Consider the following 18187-nt stretch of genomic DNA (forward strand, 5'->3'; position numbering starts at 1 on the left):
GTCTCAACCCTCCTTTTCGATCAGCGTCAGGTTATCCCGCAGGATAGGACCATATTCATACTTGCCGGCACACACATAGGTGCACAGGGCGAGATCTTCCTCCTCCAGTTCCAGGCAACCCAGGCTCTGGGCGGTTTCTGTATCGCCCACGATCAGCGAACGCAGCAGCTGGGTGGGGAGAATATCCAGTGGCATGATCGTCTCGTACTGACCCACCGGCACCATGGCACGTTCGGAACCGTTGGTGTTGGTCGTCATGGCCAGTGGCTTGCAGCCGAAGAAATTGCTCAGGTATATGCCCAGGCTGGAGTGCTTTTTCACGCCGGGAGACAACCAGCCCATGAACTCGCGTTCGCGGCCTTCCAGCAACACCGACACCTGGTTGTGATAACGACCGAGGTAGGCGGTACCGGTGGAGACACCGCGTCCACCGAGCACCGAGCCCGAGATAATCCGGTTGTCACCATCCTTGACCTCGCCCGCGCACAAAGCCTGCAGGTCGACACCCAGGCGCGTGCGCAGCAGACGCGGGTTGTCAACCTGGGGACCGGCCAGGGCAATGACCCGCTCGGTATACAGGCGGCCGTCCAGGAACAGGCGGCCGATGGCGATCACGTCCTGGTAGCCGATCTGCCACACTACCTTGCTGGCACTGACACCTTCCAGGAAGTGGATATGGGTTCCGGCGAGGCCTGCCGGGTGGGGCCCGTCAAACTGGGCCAGTTCCATATTGCCGGCGTTTCCGCTAGGCACGCTGGCCCCTGCCGCGGCACACACATAGACCTTGCCGCTGGTAAGTCTGGCGAGGATGTCCTGTCCGAGGGCAAATGCGTCGGCTTGTTCGGCAATAATGACGGCGGGATCGGGGGCCAGCGGATGGGTATCCATCGCGGTGACAAAAATTGCAGCGGCCTCGCTATCAATCGCCGGCACCTTGCTGAAGGGTCGGGTGCGCAGCGACGTCCACTGGCCACTCTCGATCAGCTGCGCTCGAATGGTCGCGGGGTCCAGGGCGGCGGCTTCCTGTGCGCTGTAAGTGCCGAAAGATTCCGCCTCATCACCTTCAATATCGATGACCACCGATTGCAGGACCCGTCGGGCGCCGCGGTTAATGGCCGAGACCACCCCGGAAGCGGGTGCGGTATAACCAACACCTTCGGTCTTCTTGTCGGTGAACAGTAGCTGGCCGAGCTTGACCCGGTCACCTTCCTGCACGGCCATGGTGGGCTTCATACCGACATAGTCGAATCCGACAAGCGCGACCGCGCGCGCCGCAGGTGCATCTTCAATAACTTGCTGGGGAGCTCCCTGGATAGGGATATCCATACCCCGCTTGATCTTGATCATACGATCTGCCTACAGAACTTGTGTGTGAGTGGACCGGGGACGACTTCAGGGAACAAATCTACTGAATAACAGCTGCAATGGCCACTGCCGCACTGGTGTTTTCTGCCACCGCGGGATGGCAAATGATGCCACCTGTCCCAAAACCGCGCGCATTATAGGGGAAGCGACCTTAAAAGGCCACATTCCGTCCGTCAGTTCTTTGATTTTGAACAGGTTTTAGTGCTGTTTGCCGACCTTCGACAGAGGCGCCGAACAGGGTGTACAGTCCCCCGCGTGGCGCCGGGCGGAGGCAATGGCCGCCGGACCGCCCCCGGAGGCGGGACAGGGCGACTAACGCCAGCCCCGGCGCGGACTGCCAGCGGCCCTGGAGCGGGGCTACCAGTCCTCTTTCGGGTACACCGCGTAGTGAATGCCGGCCATCTGCTCCAGAATCCGGTGTACCTGGCAGCTGTAACCGAACTCGTTGTCGTACCACAGGTACAGCACCGCCTGGTTGCCATTCACGATTGTCGCCTGGGCATCAAAAATACAGGCGTGGCGGGAGCCTACGAAGTCGGTGGACACCACCTCCGGCGAATTGGAAAAGTCGATCTGCTTGCGCAGGGGAGAGTGCAGGGCCTGGGTGCGCATAAACTCATTGACCTCTTCCGCGGTGGTTTCCCGATTCAGCGTCAGGTTGAGAATTGCCATCGACACATTGGGTGTGGGAACCCGGATCGCATTACCGGTGAGACGGCCGACCAGCTGCGGTAACACCTTGCCCACCGCCTTGGCGGCACCGGTCTCGGTCAGCACCATGTTCAGCGGTGCGGCGCGGCCACGGCGCGATGCCTTGTGGTAATTGTCGATCAGGTTCTGGTCGTTGGTGAAAGCGTGTACGGTCTCCACGTGGCCGGCGCTGATACCGAACTCGTCGTCCATGGCTTTCAGCGGGGGGGCGATGGCATTGGTGGTACAGGAGGCCGCCGAAATAATGGTATCGCTCGGTGCGATAATGTCATGGTTGATGCCATGAACCACGTTTTTCAGGTTTCCCTTGCCCGGAGCCGTCAGGATCACCTTGGACACGCCTTTACTTTTCAGGTGCAGCGACAGGCCCTCCTCATCACGCCAGACACCGGTATTATCGACCACGATAGCGTTATTGATCCCGTACTCGGTGTAATCGATGCTGTCAGGGCTGTCGGCATAGATCACCTTGACCTCGTTACCGTTGGCGACAAAGCTCTGGCGCTCCTCGTCCACGCGAATGGTGCCGTCGAATGCACCGTGAATTGAATCACGGCGCAACAGACTGGCACGCTTGACCAGGTCATTGGGGGCCTTGCCCTTACGCACCACAACCGCCCTCAGGCGCAGGGTATCGCCGCCGTCGGTCTTGTCGATGAGGATACGGGCCATCAACCGACCGATACGGCCAAAACCGTACAGCACCACGTCCTGTGGCTGTTCCAGTGGTTTGTCTTTGGAACCGATGTCGTCCGCCACTTCCCGGCGCACGTACTCCTCGATACTCAGGCCCTCACCGGCGCCCTTTTCGTAGTAGTTCACCGCCAGCCGGCCTATGTCGATATGGGCGGGCCCCAGGTCCAGCTTGCACAATTCGGTCAGGATGGGAAAGGTCTCGAACTCGGACAACTCGTTCGCTTCGACCTGGCGCACGTAGCGGTGGTCCTTCATGATCTCCAGCACGGAGCGATTGACCAGGGATTTGCCATAGATATAGCACTTGACGCTTTTTTCCCGGGCCAGGCTCCCTACCAGGGGGATCATGCCTTCAGCGAGGGCTTCGCGTTCTTTCCAGTCCTTGAAGTAATCGGCTGGACGTTCTCTCTTGCGGTCGTTCACGGTTTGTAAGTCCTTAGCGGTGGTAAGGGGCGCGTATTATCGTCTGATGGCAATGGCCACGCAAGCCGCCTGCGACCCATATCGACTATCGATAGCGGCAATAAACTGGTGGCCTTTGCAGGCGCCGCGCTACAATGCGCCCCCACGTTCAATTTCCGAAGCACTGGTATGTTCACATCCCTGGTCCAGGCGACGCCCTGGCCGCATCAATCCGGCACCCGCACCGCCCTCGGACCCTTTTACGGCGGCGCCGATGCGCGCTGTATCGCCGAACTGGCAGACCCCTCCCGGCTGCTGGTGGTCATTACCGCGGACACCAGCGCCGCCCTGGCCCTGGAGAGGGAGCTGCCCTTTTACCTGGACCGGGCGCTGGAGGTCCTGGCGTTCCCGGACTGGGAGACCCTGCCCTACGACAACTTTTCGCCCCACCAGGACATTGTTTCCGAGCGACTGAGCACCCTCTACCGCCTGCCGCGCTGCAAAGGCGGCGTGCTGATCGTCCCGGTGCCCACGCTGATGCACCGGTTGCCACCGACCCACTACGTGGCGGGATCCAGCCTGCTACTGGAACAGGGGCAGACCATTGAGCTGGACAGTTTCCGGCGCAACCTGGAGCGCAACGGGTATCGCAACGTGGAGACGGTGTTCGAACACGGTGAATTTGCCCTGCGCGGCTCGCTGTTCGACATTTTTCCCATGGGGTCCACCCTGCCCTACCGAATCGACCTGCTGGACGATGAGGTCGACACCCTGCGAACCTTCGACCCCGAAACCCAGCGCACGGTGGAGAAGGTAACGGCCATCAATATGCTGCCGGCACGGGAATACCCGCTGGACAGCAGTGCGATCACCCGCTTCCAGATGAACTGGTGGGACGCCTTCGATGTGGATCACGACAGCTGCCCCACCTATGTGGAGGTCAGCGCCGGACGCAGCCCCGGAGGTTGCGAGTACTACCTGCCCCTGTTTTTCGACCAATGTGCAACCCTGTTTGACTACCTGCCGGAGGATGCCGCGGTCATCGCCACCGGCGACCATCACAAGGCCGCAGAGCATTTCTGGCAGGAAGTGGGCAGCCGCTTCCAGGAATATGGCATCGACCCGCGCCGACCACTGCTACCGCCCGCGAAAGGGTTCCTCCCTGTGGAGGAATTTTACCGCCAGCTGAAACAGTTCTCGGTACTGGAACTGCGCCATACCCCGGACGCCCCGGTACACCAGAAAACCCCCGTACTGCCCCCGCCGGACCTGGCCACTGACCAGACAGTGACCTCGGCCGCGGCCAACCTGGCCCGGTTCATCGGCGAGCACCACGGGCCGGTGCTGCTGTGTGCCGAATCCGCCGGGCGCCGGGAAATTCTGCTGGAATCCCTCCGGGAACAGGGGCTGGCTCCCCCCATAGTCGCCGGCTGGCACCAGTTTCTCGCCTCGGGAGAGTCCTTTGCCATTGCCACCGCCCCGCTGGACCGGGGACTGTACTTCGGGCCCGGCAAACCCACCCTGGTCTGTGAAACCCAGCTGTTCGGCAACCGGGTCGCCCAGCGCCGCCGACGCCGGGCCAGCACCGAAGCCGCAACTGCCAATGTTTTCCGCGATATTAACGAATTGCGCGAAGGCGTTCCCGTGGTCCACCTCGAGCATGGGGTCGGTCGCTACGCGGGCCTGCAGACCCTGGCGGTAGACGGCCAGGAGGCCGAATTCCTGACCCTGGAGTACGCCCGGGGTGCCAAACTCTATGTACCGGTGGCTTCCCTGCACCTCATCAGTCGCTATGCCGGTTCCGACCCTGACCTGGCGCCCCTCCATACCCTGGGATCGGAGCAATGGGACAAGGCCCGCCGCAAGGCCAGCGAGAAAGCCAACGATATCGCCGCCCAGTTACTGGAAGTGTATGCCCGTCGTGAAGCCAGGCAGGGCTTCAGCTTCGAGCTGGATGCGGTCGCCTACGACAAGTTCAGCGCCGCTTTTCCGTTTGAGGAAACACCCGACCAGGAGATGACGATTCGCGCGGTGGTGGAGGATATGTGCAGTCCGCGGGTGATGGACCGCCTGGTGTGCGGTGACGTCGGCTTCGGCAAGACCGAGGTGGCCATGCGCGCCGCCTTCATCGCCAGCCAGAACAGGAAGCAGGTGGCGGTCCTGGTACCCACCACCCTGCTGGCCCAGCAACATTACAGTTCTTTTTGTGACCGCTTTGCCGACTGGCCGGTAACCGTGGAGGTCGTTTCGCGCTTTAAATCCAGCGCCCAGATGAAGGAGGTCTCCAAGCGCATCGCCGCCGGCAAGGTGGATATCCTCGTGGGCACCCACAAGCTGCTGCAGTCGGATTTTCGCTTCAATGACCTCGGCCTGTTGATCATTGACGAGGAGCACCGCTTCGGGGTCAAGCAAAAAGAGGCCATCAAGGCGCTGCGCTCCGAGGTCGATATCCTCACCCTCACCGCCACCCCGATTCCGCGCACGCTCAACATGGCCCTGGGCGGCATGCGTGACCTGTCGATTATCGCCACACCGCCTGCCAGGCGGCTGTCCATCAAGACGTTCGTCCGGGAACACAATATTGCCCTGATCAAGGAGGCGTTACTGCGCGAAACCCTGCGCGGCGGCCAGGTCTACTATCTGCACAATGAGGTGAAATCCATCGAGGAGAGCGCCCGCAAACTGCAGGAACTGGTTCCCGGCCTCAACGTGGGGGTGGCCCACGGCCAGATGCGGGAAACCGAACTGGAGCAGGTGATGTCGGCATTTTATCATCAGCGCTACCATATCCTGCTGTGCACCACCATTATTGAAACCGGTATCGACATTCCCAATGCCAACACCATTATTATCGAGCGTGCCGATAAATTCGGCCTGGCCCAGTTGCACCAGTTGCGCGGCCGGGTCGGGCGCTCCCATCACCAGGCTTACGCCTACCTGCTCACCCCGCCACAATCTGCCATTACTGCCGATGCCGGCAAACGGCTTGAGGCAATCGAGGCCGCGGGTGACCTGGGAGCCGGCTACCTGCTCGCGACCCACGACCTGGAAATACGCGGCGCCGGTGAACTACTGGGTGACGAACAAAGCGGGCAGATTCACTCGGTGGGGTTTTCCCTCTACATGGACATGCTGGAGCGGGCCGTTGCCGCCCTCAAGCGGGGCGAGATCCCCGACGTCGACGCCCCCCTGGATGCCGGCACCGAGGTGAACCTGCACATGCCGGCGTTAATCCCGGAGGACTACCTGCCCGACATCAACAGTCGCCTGGTACTGTACAAGCGCATTGCCGCGGCGGCCGATGATGACCAGTTGCGCGAGCTGCAGGTGGAGATGATAGACCGCTTCGGCCTGCTGCCGGAACAGGTCGGCAATCTATTCGAGGTGTCCCGGCTGCGTCTGAAGGCACAATCGCTGGGTCTTCGCACCATTGAAGCGGGTGCCAGTGGTGGTAGTATCGAGTTCAAGGAGAGCACCCGGGTCAACCCGCTGTCACTGGTCAAGCTGGTGCAGGAAGATCCCCGCTCCTACAGGCTGGCCGGCGCTACCCGTCTGCGCTTCGAGTCAGACCTTGGCGACAAGGTTCGCCGCCTACAGTTCATAGAGGACCTCCTCAACACCTTTGCCCTGGATGCCACGGAAGACGCTGCCTGATGCCAACATTGAAGTCCCTGCCCATCTCATGCCTGGGCCTGTTAGTCGCCTTTATAGCTCCCACTGCGCTCGCCCAGGAGGAGCGCTGGTACCAGGTCGAGCTGCTGATCTTCAGCCACGAAAGCGGCGCCAACGACGAGCAATGGGAACCGCTACCGGAGTTGGCGTACCCGTCCGCGGGGCGCTTCCTGGTGTATCCCGAGCAGGTTGCCGCCCGCGCCGGGGAGCACCAGGGCATCAGCGAGGTGGACGAATTCGGTCGCCAGTTCCTGCGCCCTGATCCCGAGCAACTGACGGCAACGGAAGACGCCACGCCGGATATTCCTCTGCGAGACGCGCCACTCCCTGTCACCGATGTCACCGATGCGGTGCCTGAAGACAGCAGCGAAAACATCGAAACCGACCTGGAGCCGGCCCTGCCCCTCACGCCAACGCCGTTTATCGCCCTGCCCCTGCGCAGCGCCGAGTTCTACGGCAAGGCTGCCTATATGCAACGCAGCGGTAACTACAAGACCCTGTTCCACGAAACCTGGGTGCAGCCTGTTCGCGAAAAAGGCGATGCCCTGCCCCTGATTATCGATCGTTCCGGTGATAGCGGCGACTGGCCGCGGCTGCAGGGCAGCGTCACCCTGCACATCGCGCGCTACCTGCACCTGGAGACCAATCTCTGGCTAAACACGACGGGGGGCTACCTGCCCGGCGACTGGCAGATGCCACCGCCGCCGCTGGGACCGGTTTCACTGATTGTCGAAGAGCCGGATCCTGCGTGGGGCGACGACCCGCTGCCTGAAACCGGGCTGCCGACAGAAGCGGTCGATGAACAAGTGCTGCCCGAGGACGAGGTATTGGTCGAAGAGACCGGACCTGTTTACCCCTGGCGACACGCGGTACTGATGCAACAGAGCCGCAAGATGCGCAGCAAGGAAGTTCACTACCTTGACCATCCCCTGCTGGGGGTGGTGATCAAACTCATGCCACTGGATGAGGAACAACTGCAGGCCATGGCCGATGCCGAGTTTAGCGAGGCAGAGCCCGGGCCCTAGGGCCTACCGGGTTGACCCTGGTATGTCGCTGCCAGGGCTGCCAGCAATTGCCGCACCACCGCTGCCTCCCGTTGCAGGGTAGCGCGCATCGCATCCAGCGTCAGTGGCGCATCATCCAGTCCCGCCGCCGCATTTACCACCATACACACACTGGCGTAGGCCAGACCCATTTCGCGGGCGAGTGATGCCTCCGGCATGCCGGTCATTCCCACCAGGTCACAGCCGTCATTCGCCATCCTGCGTATTTCGGCAGCGGTCTCCAGCCGGGGGCCCTGCTTAACCCCGAGTACGCCTGCCGCTGCGTGAGCTATCGCCTGCCCGCTGGCTATGTCCAGCAGGCGCTGGCGCAACTCCCGGTCGTAGGGTTCGGTGAAATCGATATGCATCAGCGTGTCGTTTTCACCACTATCGATGGTGTGTTCCCGGCCCCAGGTGTAGTCAATCAGTTGGTCCGGGATCACCAGCTTGCCGGGACGCATTGCGTCGGTAATCCCTCCAACCGCGTTCACCGCGACAATATCGGTGACCCCCTGGGAGCGCAGTGCCCAGAGGTTGGCACGGTAATTAATCAGGTGAGGGGGAATCGCTCGTGGGCTGCCGTGACGCTGGAGGAAAAATAGGCGGGTATCGCCCAGGCGACCTTCCTGGATGAGCCGGGAAGGGTCGCCATAGGGGGTTTCAATCGCGTGATTGTCGACAATTTGCAGGCCGTCCAGTTGGTCGATGCCGGTGCCGCCGATCACACCCAGCACTTTCATTGCTTGTCCTCCATGCCCATGTGCAAAATCTGCTCCACCTGCAGGGTGCGCGTGGGGAAAGCAACCTCCGCTCCATTGGCTTCAATAATGTCGTGAATTTTCAGCATCACGTCCTGTTTGATTTCATGGTATCGAACCCAGTCAGTTGTTTTGGTGAAGGTGTAAACAAAAAAGTCCAGCGAAGACGGGCCGAAGGCAACGAAGTTAACAATCAGCGTCCGCGACAAATCGATTTCCTCGTGAGTTTTCAGCATGGCCTTTACCTGCTCGACGATGGCAGCCATCCTGCCGACGTCCTGGTAGCGGATGCCGATGGTCTCGTAAATACGCCGGTTATTCATTCGTGTCGGATTTTCCACCGCGATCTGGCTGAACACGGCGTTGGGGACATAGAGGGGGCGCTGGTCAAAGGTGCGAATCCGGGTCAGGCGCCAGCCGATGTCTTCGACCGTGCCCTCGATATTGCGATCAGGGGAGCGGATCCAGTCGCCGGTGGTAAAGGGTCGGTCGAGATAAATACTCAGGCCGCCGAAGAAATTCGCCAGCAAATCCTTGGCCGCGAATCCCACGGCGATGCCACCGATGCCGCCAAAGGCGAGCAGGCCGGAAATCGACACTCCCATGCTCTGTAACACACCGAGGCCCGCGGCCACCCAGAGCGTAATACGGAGTAACTGCGCAATAGCGTGCACCGTTGCCTTGTCGGAAGAGCCGCGATCGCCGAAGTGGGCATCCAGCAGTTCCTGCTCGACCCCGTAAATCAGCCGGTGCAAAAACCAGGCAATCAATAACACCAGTGCGGTGTCATACACCTGCAGCAAACGCTGCTGGAGCCCGTCGCCGACGGTATAAATGTCCAGCGCAAGATAGCCAACCGCCACCCACAGCACCACCCGCACCGGCTTCGCCATGGCGGTTACCACCACGTCGTCCCAGTTGTAGCGATTCTGGCTCACCGCATTGTGCAGGTGTCGCACCAGCAAACCCAGGGCCATATGGGCAATACATCCGCCTGCCAACAGCACCAGGAGGGCGAACAAGTCCTGCCCCACACCCAGGGCCGCTGCGGCGCCCTCCAGCGCTTCCATCAACGCGTCCAAACAGCCTCCCCGCGTATCGCCATCGTGAGTTTTTTAGACAAATTTTTCATTTTGGCAATCAAGCTTAGTCCCAAACAGGTATATAAAAACCAGTTGCGATTGAAGTCAACTCTGGGAGTGTAACGCAACTGGTTGATCTGTTTTGAAAAGAAACTGAAACTAATCAAAGGTAATTTCGCAGGATTCGTTTATAGCATTTTCACATAATGGACAGGCGGTGACAGCGTGATATGTTGGTTTGCCGCACCACCGAAAATGTCTGAGGACAGACACCATGAAAATGCTTAGCCCCGTGATAGGAGGTTGGTACAAGGACCTGCAAACCCATGCCCTGTTTGAAGTCGTCGACTGGGATCCGACCACACTGAGCATCGAAATCCAGTTCCTGGACGGCGAAGTGGCCGAATACGACCTGGACGCCTGGCGGGAAATGCTGTTGCAGCAGGCGCAGGCCCCCGAAGACTGGCGCACCGCGTTCGAACTGGACGACGAAGACATGCTCGACCCGGACCTGCCCATGCACCCTGAAGACTGGACCAACCCGATCAATTCCATCGAGCCGGACGCCATGTACGGAGTTGAAGACCTCTAAGCCCCGCGCCCAGCTCCGCGAAACTGCCGTGGCGGCCTCCATACCGCAGTCCCCCACTGTGCCCGCCACACGCCCACCGTTGTTTTTACCGCAGATACCTGTATATAATCACAGCCACTGTACAAATAAACAGATGGGGCGCACATGGAAAAGCTCACCAACCGGCAGCAACAGGTGCTGGACATTATCCGCCACCACATAGACCACACGGGTTACCCACCGACCCGGGCCGACATCGCCCGGGAACTGGGCTTTAAATCGGCCAATGCTGCCGAGGAACACCTCAAGGCGCTGGCCCGCAAGGGCGCTATCGAGATCATTCCCGGTGCCTCGCGAGGCATCAAACTCCCCGATTCAGCCGGCATTCCCATCGTCGGCCGCGTGGCCGCCGGTAATCCGGTGCTGGCAGAGGAGAACATCGAGGATTACTGCGATCTGCCGCCGGAATTTTTCAAGCCCCGGGCGGACTACTTCCTGCGCGTCACCGGCGACAGCATGATCGATATCGGCATATTCGATGGCGATCTGCTGGCGGTACACGCCACGCCGGAGGCCAACAACGGCGATGTGGTGGTCGCCCGCATCGAGGACGAAGTCACCGTCAAGCGCCTGCACAAGGGCGCTGACAAGCACCTGCTGGAGTTGCTGCCGGAAAACCCCGATTACCAGCCGATCAAGGTGGATCTGCGGGAGCAGGTGTTCGCCATTGAGGGACTCAGCGTGGGTGTGCTGCGCCGGGGCACCTGAGCCAGTGCCAGGTTTCCAAGCGGTGCCGGGTTTGACAGTGCGCCGTGGGCGTCTGTGGGGAGCCGGTATCCAGCCTCGCTGACCGGCGATTGAAAGTTGTGACCGCGGTCAGTGCAGGACGCGGGGCGCCTCGACAGAGGACTCGATTTCCATCTCGCCCTGCTCGGCCATTTCAGCCGCTGCCTGTATGCCAGCCTGTATCATCACCTTGGCGACTTCCAGACTGTTGTCCATCATGTAAACGCGCGATTCTTCGGAGAACTGTATGGTTACGAGGGGTTCGGAGTCATCGTCAGCGCGTTGCAGTACGATTTCGCCGTCGCCCAGGTCAACGATCTCCAGTAAGGATGCAGACACTCAATAAACCTCTCTTTGTGGAAACTGCACGATCATTCTAACAGTCGGGGATTAAGCCCGATAGCACTTATTTTTAGCCTCCGGCGACCGGGTACGCACCGGAGGTATCCCGCACGTCATGCGCTTACTGCAAGCGGAGCGAGGTCCCGCCACTGGTTACCACACCGGCGCTGTCGGCGAGTTCCACCAGTCGATACCAGGCATTGCGCGTGAACAGGGCAGTCAGCCCGTGCCACAGCCTTACCGCCGCCACGTTATCGATATCAGGATCAAGGAACAGTGGGTGCTCCTCGCCAACGGTGATCGACTTCCCGGTATTCAAGGTCAACTGCAGCGCATCACCCTGCCGCTCCACATCGGTAACGACCAGGGCGTGAGCGTCCACCTGCACGCGCCATTTCTCGCCTGGGGTGACCAGATAGTACTCGCCGTCTTCCTCGCGCCGCAGGATACTGGCGAACAGGTTGCGCAGGGCCTCCCGGCGGATGGGGTCACCGTCGTGGTACCAGGTACCGTCACGGGTGATGCGAATGGGAATATCGCCGGAGAGTTGCGGGTCCCAGAGGTGTAGCGGCGGGCTGTCGAAATTACGCCCTTTGCCGACCTGGTCGGCGATAGAATCAAGTTTGTCTGTCATCTACCGCCTCCCGAAGCGAGTGGTCAGGCGCAGTCGCCTATCATGCGAACGTTGATCACGCCCTCCAGGGCGCGCATCTTGCCCAGGACCTCCTCCGTGGTGTGGCCCTCGACATCGATCAGATTATAGGCGATATCATCGCGACTCTTGTTGAGCATGTCGATCACGTTGATGTTTTCATCGGCCAGAATCGACAGCACACTGCCGAGAATCTTGGGCACATTCTCGTTGGTCACGGACAGGCGGCAACCGGTCACGCGCTCCAGCACCAGGGTGGGGAAATTCACCGAGTTGCGAATGTTGCCGTTCTCCAGGAAATCCTTGAGCTGGTTGGCAGCCATAATCGCGCAGTTGTCCTCGGCTTCATCCGTGCTGGCCCCGATGTGAGGCATCAGGATGACATCGTCGCGACCAATGAGTGGCGGCGAGGGGAAATCAGCGATGTATTTGCGCAGCTTGCCTTCGTCCAGTGCAGCCACCAGGGCATCTTCGTCAACGATCTCCTGGCGCGCAAAATTCAACAGGCAGGTGCCCTCCTTCACTGCGGACAGCAACTCCTGGTTGATCAGGCCACGAGTGGAGTCGAGTACCGGCAGGTGGAGCGATATGTAGTCACAGCGGGCAAACAGCGCGGACAGCGTATCTGCCCTGCGCACCTCGCTGGACAGTCGCCAGGCAGCTTCCACCGACAGCGCCGGGTCGTAACCCACCACATCCATACCCATGGTCAGGGCCATCTCCGCTACCATGGAGCCAATCGCGCCAAGCCCGACCACACCCAGCGTCTTGCCGACGAGCTCAGACCCCTTGAACTGTTTCTTCTGCGCTTCAAGGGTCTTGTTCATCTCGGCCTTATCGTCCATGGCCGCGAGCGTATCGACGTATTGAATTCCCTCGACGATACCGCGGGAACCCAGCAGCATGCCGGCAGCGACAAGCTCCTTGACCGCGTTGGCGTTGGCGCCGGGGGAGTTAAAGACTGGAATTCCGCGCCTGCTGCACTCGGCGACAGGGATGTTGTTAACACCCGCGCCGGCCCTGGCTATGGCGAGAACGGTGTCCGCAATATCCTCCGGCTTCAGTTTATGGCTGCGCAGCAGGATAGCATCGGGATGGGAAAACTCGCTGGCGATTTCATAACAGTCGCGAGGCAATCGCTCCAGTCCTTTCACGGAGATCTGATTCAGTGTCAGTATCTGTCTGGCCATCTTTATTTCAAACCCTTCACAGTACGTTGATATCAGCAGATTCGCGCAAACCCTGCCGATATTCGTTGTCGATCAACTGGCCGTATTCAGCGCCCACCATTTGCTGCAGAGCGCGGCGTTCGTTCTCGGCCAGATCGCTCAGTGAACCGGGGCTGACACGGGCGATCTCGTACACCAGTGCATCGCCGCTTGCGCTCACCACGTAATCCACCACCGATTCACCCTCCGCGGGCGGGGCCAGTAAGAATGCACTGGCCAGAATTTCACCGGGCACCATGTTGTTGCCACGGTCTGCGCCAAGCTCAACCTGCCATTCATAGCCCGATGACTTGGCAAAGGCCTCGACACTTTCGCCCGCACGCAGGCTCCTGGCCGCGGCGACCGCCGCCGCTTCGACCGCAGCGCGTGCACGCTCATCGGTAATACGCGCGACAATTTCTTCCTCTACGGCTGGCAGCGGCAGGACTTCCGCCGGGTGATGCGCCCTCACGCTGACCACGACCCAGTGATCGGGGCTGAGCTCAATAACATCACTGTTATGCCCGGCGTTGAGAACGTCTTCAGAAAACGCGGCGGCCAGCAGACCGGGTTCGGCAAACAGTCCTTGCTGGTGGTTCCTGCTGACCTTGTCACTGCGCTTCACTTCCAGGGACAGTTCTCCGGCCGGCGCGTCCAGGTTTTCGGCATTAAATGCCAGGTCCTTCAAGGTTTCCACGGTGAGCAGCAGTTCCACCCGGGCCTCGGCCATAGCCAGCTGCTCTTCCAGTTGTGGCCGCATCTCTTCCAGTGGTGGGGGTTCTCCCTCGCGACGCTCAGTGACCTTGATGATATGGACACCCGCTTCAGTCTCTACCGGCTCGGAGACCGCATTCACGTCCAGCTCTGCTATCGCCTGTTCCATTTCGGCCGGGAATGCCTCACCGGCTGTATATCCCAGGTCACCCCCAAACGCAGAGGAGCCGATGTCATCGGATGACTCGCTCGCCACCTCGGCGAAATCAAGCCCGGAGGCCAGCCGGGACTGGGCATCGGCAATGCGCTGCGCGAATGCCTCGTCACTTTCATCACCGCCCTGTTCGAACAGGATATGGGAAACCCTGGTCTCGGTCTGGTACTGACCATTGACGATTTCTTCCCGATAAGCGTCAACGATCGCCTGTTCTTCAACCGGGGCCCTGAAATCTTCCGACCGCAGTTCGATGTAATCCAGTTCGACGGCCTCCTCCGACAGAAACTCCTCCGAATGCTCGGCATAATACGCCTCGATATCTTCAGGGCTGACCTCAATTGCACTGGCGAAACGCTCCAGCGGGATCGTCAGGTAGCGCAGATCACGCTGCTCGCCCACGATTCGGGCATTCAATTCCAGTTCGGCGGGCGTGGCAAACTCGCTGCCCGCCAGGCCCGAGCGGGACTGTCCCAGGGTCATATCTTCTACCATGACCTGTTTAAAGGAGTTGGGGGTATATCCGGCCTCACCCAGTCGCGCCCGGTACATTTCCGGCGAGAACTGGCCATCCAGCTGAAACTGCTCCATGGAGGCGACCACCGCGCCCACCTGGGAACCTGACACGGCCAGATCCATCTCGCTGGCTGACTGCAACAGCAGCTTGCGCTGGATCAGCGACTGCATTGCCTGCTGGGAGAGTAACTGGTCGTCCAGCATGCTGGGGTCAATATTGTCGCCCATCATGGCAATCAGCTGGCGCTTCTGGTTGTCGATCGCCTGCTGCAGTTCCAACGGGCTGATCTGCTCGCCATTCACCTCGGCGACGGAGCTGTTGCCACCACCCAGCAAAATGGATTCGAGCCCAAAGCCGGCAAAGGCCAGAATAATGATGCCGACGATTATCTTCGCCAGTGTTCCCTGTGAGTTTTTGCGTATGTCTTGGAGCATGGGTTGTTCTCTCGAATACTTAAAAAAAAAGCGCACCCTAAGTGCGCCTTTTTATGCTTTCAAGGTCTCATCGTTGTGACAAATCGCGACAGTCGCAACGAGCTGGGAAAGCCTCAGGAGTTAACGGCATCCTTGAGGGCTTTACCCGCCTTGAAGCTGGGTACTTCAGAGGCAGCAATCTCGATGGTAGCGCCGGTTTGCGGATTGCGACCGGTGCGAGCGCTGCGGTGCTTGACTGAGAAGGTGCCGAAGCCAACCAGGGAAACCTGGTCGCCCTTCTTCAGTGCGTCGGTGATGCTGTCTACAACTGCGTCCAGTGCACGGCCCGCGGAGGCCTTGGGCAGATCGGCTGCGGCTGCAATTGCGTCGATGAGTTCAGTTTTGTTCACACTTATCCCCTTGGAATATTTGGTCGGTTTAATTGTAATCTTGTTGCCCGGGGGTGGGCTAAGAAATCGTTTGTCTCGTTCTGCCGAGATGAGGCCGTAACCCCTGATAATACTGGGTTTCAGCCCTCAGCACCGACGCACGACTTTATAACAGAGCGGGAATCCCGGTCAACAAAGAACCCCCCCGTTAATGCGTATTTATGCGATTTTTTTCCTCTTCCGAGCCCTCCTTGCCCGCAGCAATGCTGCTGGCGAGGTATTCCTCGTCGCTGAGTGGCTCGGGCATGGACTCCAGGGCAATGGAAAGTACCTCGTCAATCCACTTCACCGCGCGAATATTGAGGTGTTCCTTGATGTTGTCCGGAATTTCCTTGAGGTCCCGTTCATTCTCCTTTGGAATGATGACTGTCTTGATGCCTCCCCGGCGCGCCGCCAGTAGTTTTTCCTTGAGCCCGCCGATCGGCAAGACCTCACCACGCAGGGTGATCTCACCGGTCATGGCAACATCCGCGCGAACAGGAATTTCCGTCAATACGGATACCAGCGCCGTGCACATGGCGACACCGGCACTGGGGCCATCTTTTGGTGTGGCGCCTTCCGGCACGTGAATGTGCACATCGTGTTTCTCATGGTATTCGGCGGGTATACCCAGCATTTGCGAACGGCTGCGCACCACGGTTGTCGCTGCCTGAATCGATTCCTGCATCACGTCGCCCAACGAGCCAGTCTTCACATGACGACCCTTACCGGCAACGGCGACAGCTTCAATCGTCAGCAATTCACCGCCCACGGACGTCCAGGCAAGGCCAGTGACCTGGCCGATCTTGTTCTCTTCCTCGGCAATGCCGTAGTTGTACTTGCGCACGCCCAACAGGTCGCTGAGCATTTCAGGAGTGACCGTGGTACCGCTTTCGGCCTCCTCGAGGGTAATCGCCTTGACCATTTTCCTGCAGACCTTGGCGATTTCCCTTTCCAGGGAACGCACTCCAGCCTCGCGGGTGTAGTAGCGAATGATGTCCGTGACCGCTTCCGCTGAAATGGTCAGCTCGTCCTTTTTCAGCCCGTTCAGCTTCACCTGCTTGGGAATCAGGTAGCGCTCGGCGATATTCAGCTTTTCGTCCTCGGTGTAACCGGGAATGCGGATGACTTCCATCCGGTCCAGCAGTGGGCCGGGAATGTTCATGGTGTTTGAGGTGCAGACAAACATCACGTCCGAGAGGTCGTAATCTACCTCCAGATAGTGATCATTGAACGCGTGGTTCTGTTCCGGGTCCAGCACTTCCAGCATCGCCGACGCCGGATCCCCGCGGTGGTCCATACCCATCTTGTCGATTTCGTCGAGCAGGAACAGGGGGTTTTTGACCCCGGCCTTGGCCATTTTTTGCAGCAGCTTGCCGGGCATGGAGCCGATGTAGGTACGACGGTGACCGCGGATTTCCGCCTCGTCACGAACGCCACCCAGGGCCATGCGCACAAACTTGCGATTGGTCGAGCGGGCGATGGATTCGCCCAGCGAGGTCTTGCCGACACCGGGAGGCCCCACCAGGCAAAGCACCGGGCCCTTGACCTTGCGAACGCGCTTCTGCACCGCCAGGTACTCGACAATGCGGTCTTTGACTTCATCCAGGCCGTAGTGATCCTCGTCGAGGATACGTGTGGCACGCTTGAGATCGTGCTTGACCTTGCTCCGCTTTGCCCAGGGGACACTCACCATCCAGTCAATGTAACTGCGTACCACTGAAGCCTCAGCAGACATGGGAGACATCATCTTGAGCTTGCCCAGCTCCGCCTCCGCCTTCTCCCGGGCCTCTTCGGGCATCTTGGCCTCATCGATCCGCGCTTGCAGTTCGTCCAGTTCGTTTGGCGCCTCATCCATCTCGCCAAGTTCTTTCTGGATAGCCTTCATCTGCTCGTTGAGATAATACTCCCGCTGGCTCTTCTCCATCTGCTTCTTGACCCGGCCACGGATGCGCTTCTCGACCTGGAACAGGTCAATCTCGGCCTCCATCAGCCCCATCAGGTGCTCCAGACGGGCGCGAATACCGGAGATTTCAAGGATTCGCTGCTTTTCCTCCAGGTCTACGCTCATATGTGCAGCGATGGTGTCCGCCAGGCGGCCGGGCTCATCAATGCCGGTGAGGGACGTCAGCACCTCGGCGGGTACCTTCTTGCTCAGGTTGACGTATTTTTCAAACTGGCTGTTCGTGGAGCGCAGCAGCCCTTCCACCTCGTCTTCGGGAATTTCGTCACTGATGATCTCCCGCACACTGGCCACGGCAAACTCGCCCTCGTCGTCCACGCTGTCAATCGCCGCACGGAAGCCCCCTTCCACCAGCACCTTGATGGTACCGTCGGGGAGTTTCAACAGCTGCAGGATATTGGAGACTGTCCCCACCTGGTAAATGTCATCGGCGCCGGGATTGTCGTCGGCGGCATTGCGCTGGGCGACCAACAGCACCTGCTTGTCATTAGCCATGGCGTCCTCGAGTGCCTCGATGGACTTCTCACGACCGACGAACAGCGGCAATACCATGTGGGGATAAACCACCACATCGCGCAGCGGCAGCAGGGGAAGTTCGATAACAGAGGATGAACCCATAATAATCTCCGGGTTGGGCGGGAATAGAGTGT

At 59.8% G+C, this 18187-nt stretch carries 14 protein-coding genes; 4 read left to right on the forward strand and 10 right to left on the reverse strand.

What is annotated here, in order from left to right:
• Nucleotides 1-3: 3 nt before the first annotated feature.
• The gene (locus tag E2F43_RS11005; protein WP_133212551.1) at nt 4-1347 is read right to left on the reverse strand and encodes a Na(+)-translocating NADH-quinone reductase subunit A; all 1344 of its coding nucleotides are present in this window, start codon (nt 1345-1347) and stop codon (nt 4-6) included.
• A 375-nt stretch (nt 1348-1722) separates the two neighbouring features.
• Entirely contained in the window at nt 1723-3195 is a 1473-nt protein-coding gene (locus tag E2F43_RS11010) for a glyceraldehyde-3-phosphate dehydrogenase (RefSeq protein WP_133212553.1), read from the reverse strand.
• 168 nt (nt 3196-3363) lie between these two features.
• Between E2F43_RS11010 and mfd the strand changes: the two genes are divergently transcribed.
• A complete protein-coding gene (mfd, locus tag E2F43_RS11015) occupies nt 3364-6828 on the forward strand; it encodes a transcription-repair coupling factor (RefSeq protein ID WP_133212555.1) in 3465 nt (1154 codons plus the stop codon).
• The gene (locus E2F43_RS11020; protein WP_133212557.1) at nt 6828-7871 is read left to right on the forward strand and encodes a CsiV family protein; all 1044 of its coding nucleotides are present in this window, start codon (nt 6828-6830) and stop codon (nt 7869-7871) included. Before mfd ends, E2F43_RS11020 begins: the two co-directional genes overlap by 1 nt.
• On the opposite strand, the gene E2F43_RS11025 is transcribed toward E2F43_RS11020, so the two are convergent.
• A complete protein-coding gene (locus E2F43_RS11025) occupies nt 7868-8629 on the reverse strand; it encodes an S-methyl-5'-thioinosine phosphorylase (protein WP_133212559.1) in 762 nt (253 codons plus the stop codon). The genes E2F43_RS11020 and E2F43_RS11025 overlap by 4 nt on opposite strands.
• Nucleotides 8626-9717, reverse strand: coding sequence for a mechanosensitive ion channel family protein (locus E2F43_RS11030; RefSeq protein WP_133213037.1), 1092 nt, complete (start codon nt 9715-9717; stop codon nt 8626-8628). Before E2F43_RS11030 ends, E2F43_RS11025 begins: the two co-directional genes overlap by 4 nt.
• Nucleotides 9718-10003: 286 nt before the next feature.
• On the opposite strand from E2F43_RS11030, the gene E2F43_RS11035 reads away from it, so the two are divergent.
• Both E2F43_RS11035 and lexA read left to right on the forward strand, forming a co-directional pair.
• Entirely contained in the window at nt 10004-10321 is a 318-nt protein-coding gene (locus E2F43_RS11035) for a DUF6763 family protein (protein WP_133212561.1), read from the forward strand.
• 144 nt (nt 10322-10465) lie between these two features.
• Entirely contained in the window at nt 10466-11068 is a 603-nt protein-coding gene (gene lexA, locus E2F43_RS11040) for a transcriptional repressor LexA (RefSeq protein ID WP_133212563.1), read from the forward strand.
• A 108-nt stretch (nt 11069-11176) separates the two neighbouring features.
• Here lexA and E2F43_RS11045 read toward each other — a convergent pair whose 3' ends face one another.
• The 6 genes from E2F43_RS11045 to lon form a co-directional block, all read right to left on the reverse strand.
• Nucleotides 11177-11425: a hypothetical protein gene (locus E2F43_RS11045; RefSeq protein ID WP_133212565.1), complete on the reverse strand. Its 249-nt coding sequence runs from the start codon at nt 11423-11425 to the stop codon at nt 11177-11179.
• 124 nt (nt 11426-11549) lie between these two features.
• Nucleotides 11550-12062, reverse strand: a complete 513-nt coding sequence (locus tag E2F43_RS11050) for a DUF1285 domain-containing protein (RefSeq protein WP_133212567.1) — start codon at nt 12060-12062, stop codon at nt 11550-11552.
• Between the two features lie 23 nt (nt 12063-12085).
• A complete protein-coding gene (locus tag E2F43_RS11055; protein WP_133212569.1) occupies nt 12086-13270 on the reverse strand; it encodes a phosphoglycerate dehydrogenase in 1185 nt (394 codons plus the stop codon).
• A gap of 16 nt (nt 13271-13286) precedes the next feature.
• Nucleotides 13287-15167 (reverse strand): SurA N-terminal domain-containing protein, encoded by a 1881-nt coding sequence (locus E2F43_RS11060; protein WP_133212571.1) that lies wholly within the window; start codon nt 15165-15167, stop codon nt 13287-13289.
• A gap of 113 nt (nt 15168-15280) precedes the next feature.
• Nucleotides 15281-15556: an HU family DNA-binding protein gene (locus tag E2F43_RS11065; RefSeq protein WP_117953033.1), complete on the reverse strand. Its 276-nt coding sequence runs from the start codon at nt 15554-15556 to the stop codon at nt 15281-15283.
• A gap of 187 nt (nt 15557-15743) precedes the next feature.
• Entirely contained in the window at nt 15744-18155 is a 2412-nt protein-coding gene (lon, locus tag E2F43_RS11070; RefSeq protein ID WP_133212573.1) for an endopeptidase La, read from the reverse strand.
• Nucleotides 18156-18187: the final 32 nt, after the last annotated feature.

The organism is Seongchinamella unica, from assembly GCF_004354085.1.
GTDB lineage: Bacteria > Pseudomonadota > Gammaproteobacteria > Pseudomonadales > Halieaceae > Halioglobus > Halioglobus unicus.

What these genes read in the sequence shown, in the direction of transcription:
- E2F43_RS11005 (WP_133212551.1), bottom strand. Translation starts at nt 1,347, where the DNA reads ATGATCAAGATCAAGCGGGGTATGGATATCCCTATCCAGGGAGCTCCC.
- mfd (WP_133212555.1), top strand. Translation starts at nt 3,364, where the DNA reads ATGTTCACATCCCTGGTCCAGGCGACGCCCTGGCCGCATCAATCCGGC.
- E2F43_RS11020 (WP_133212557.1), top strand. Translation starts at nt 6,828, where the DNA reads ATGCCAACATTGAAGTCCCTGCCCATCTCATGCCTGGGCCTGTTAGTC.
- E2F43_RS11025 (WP_133212559.1), bottom strand. Translation starts at nt 8,629, where the DNA reads ATGAAAGTGCTGGGTGTGATCGGCGGCACCGGCATCGACCAACTGGAC.
- E2F43_RS11030 (WP_133213037.1), bottom strand. Translation starts at nt 9,717, where the DNA reads ATGGAAGCGCTGGAGGGCGCCGCAGCGGCCCTGGGTGTGGGGCAGGAC.
- E2F43_RS11035 (WP_133212561.1), top strand. Translation starts at nt 10,004, where the DNA reads ATGAAAATGCTTAGCCCCGTGATAGGAGGTTGGTACAAGGACCTGCAA.
- lexA (WP_133212563.1), top strand. Translation starts at nt 10,466, where the DNA reads ATGGAAAAGCTCACCAACCGGCAGCAACAGGTGCTGGACATTATCCGC.
- E2F43_RS11050 (WP_133212567.1), bottom strand. Translation starts at nt 12,062, where the DNA reads ATGACAGACAAACTTGATTCTATCGCCGACCAGGTCGGCAAAGGGCGT.
- E2F43_RS11055 (WP_133212569.1), bottom strand. Translation starts at nt 13,270, where the DNA reads ATGGCCAGACAGATACTGACACTGAATCAGATCTCCGTGAAAGGACTG.
- E2F43_RS11060 (WP_133212571.1), bottom strand. Translation starts at nt 15,167, where the DNA reads ATGCTCCAAGACATACGCAAAAACTCACAGGGAACACTGGCGAAGATA.
- lon (WP_133212573.1), bottom strand. Translation starts at nt 18,155, where the DNA reads ATGGGTTCATCCTCTGTTATCGAACTTCCCCTGCTGCCGCTGCGCGAT.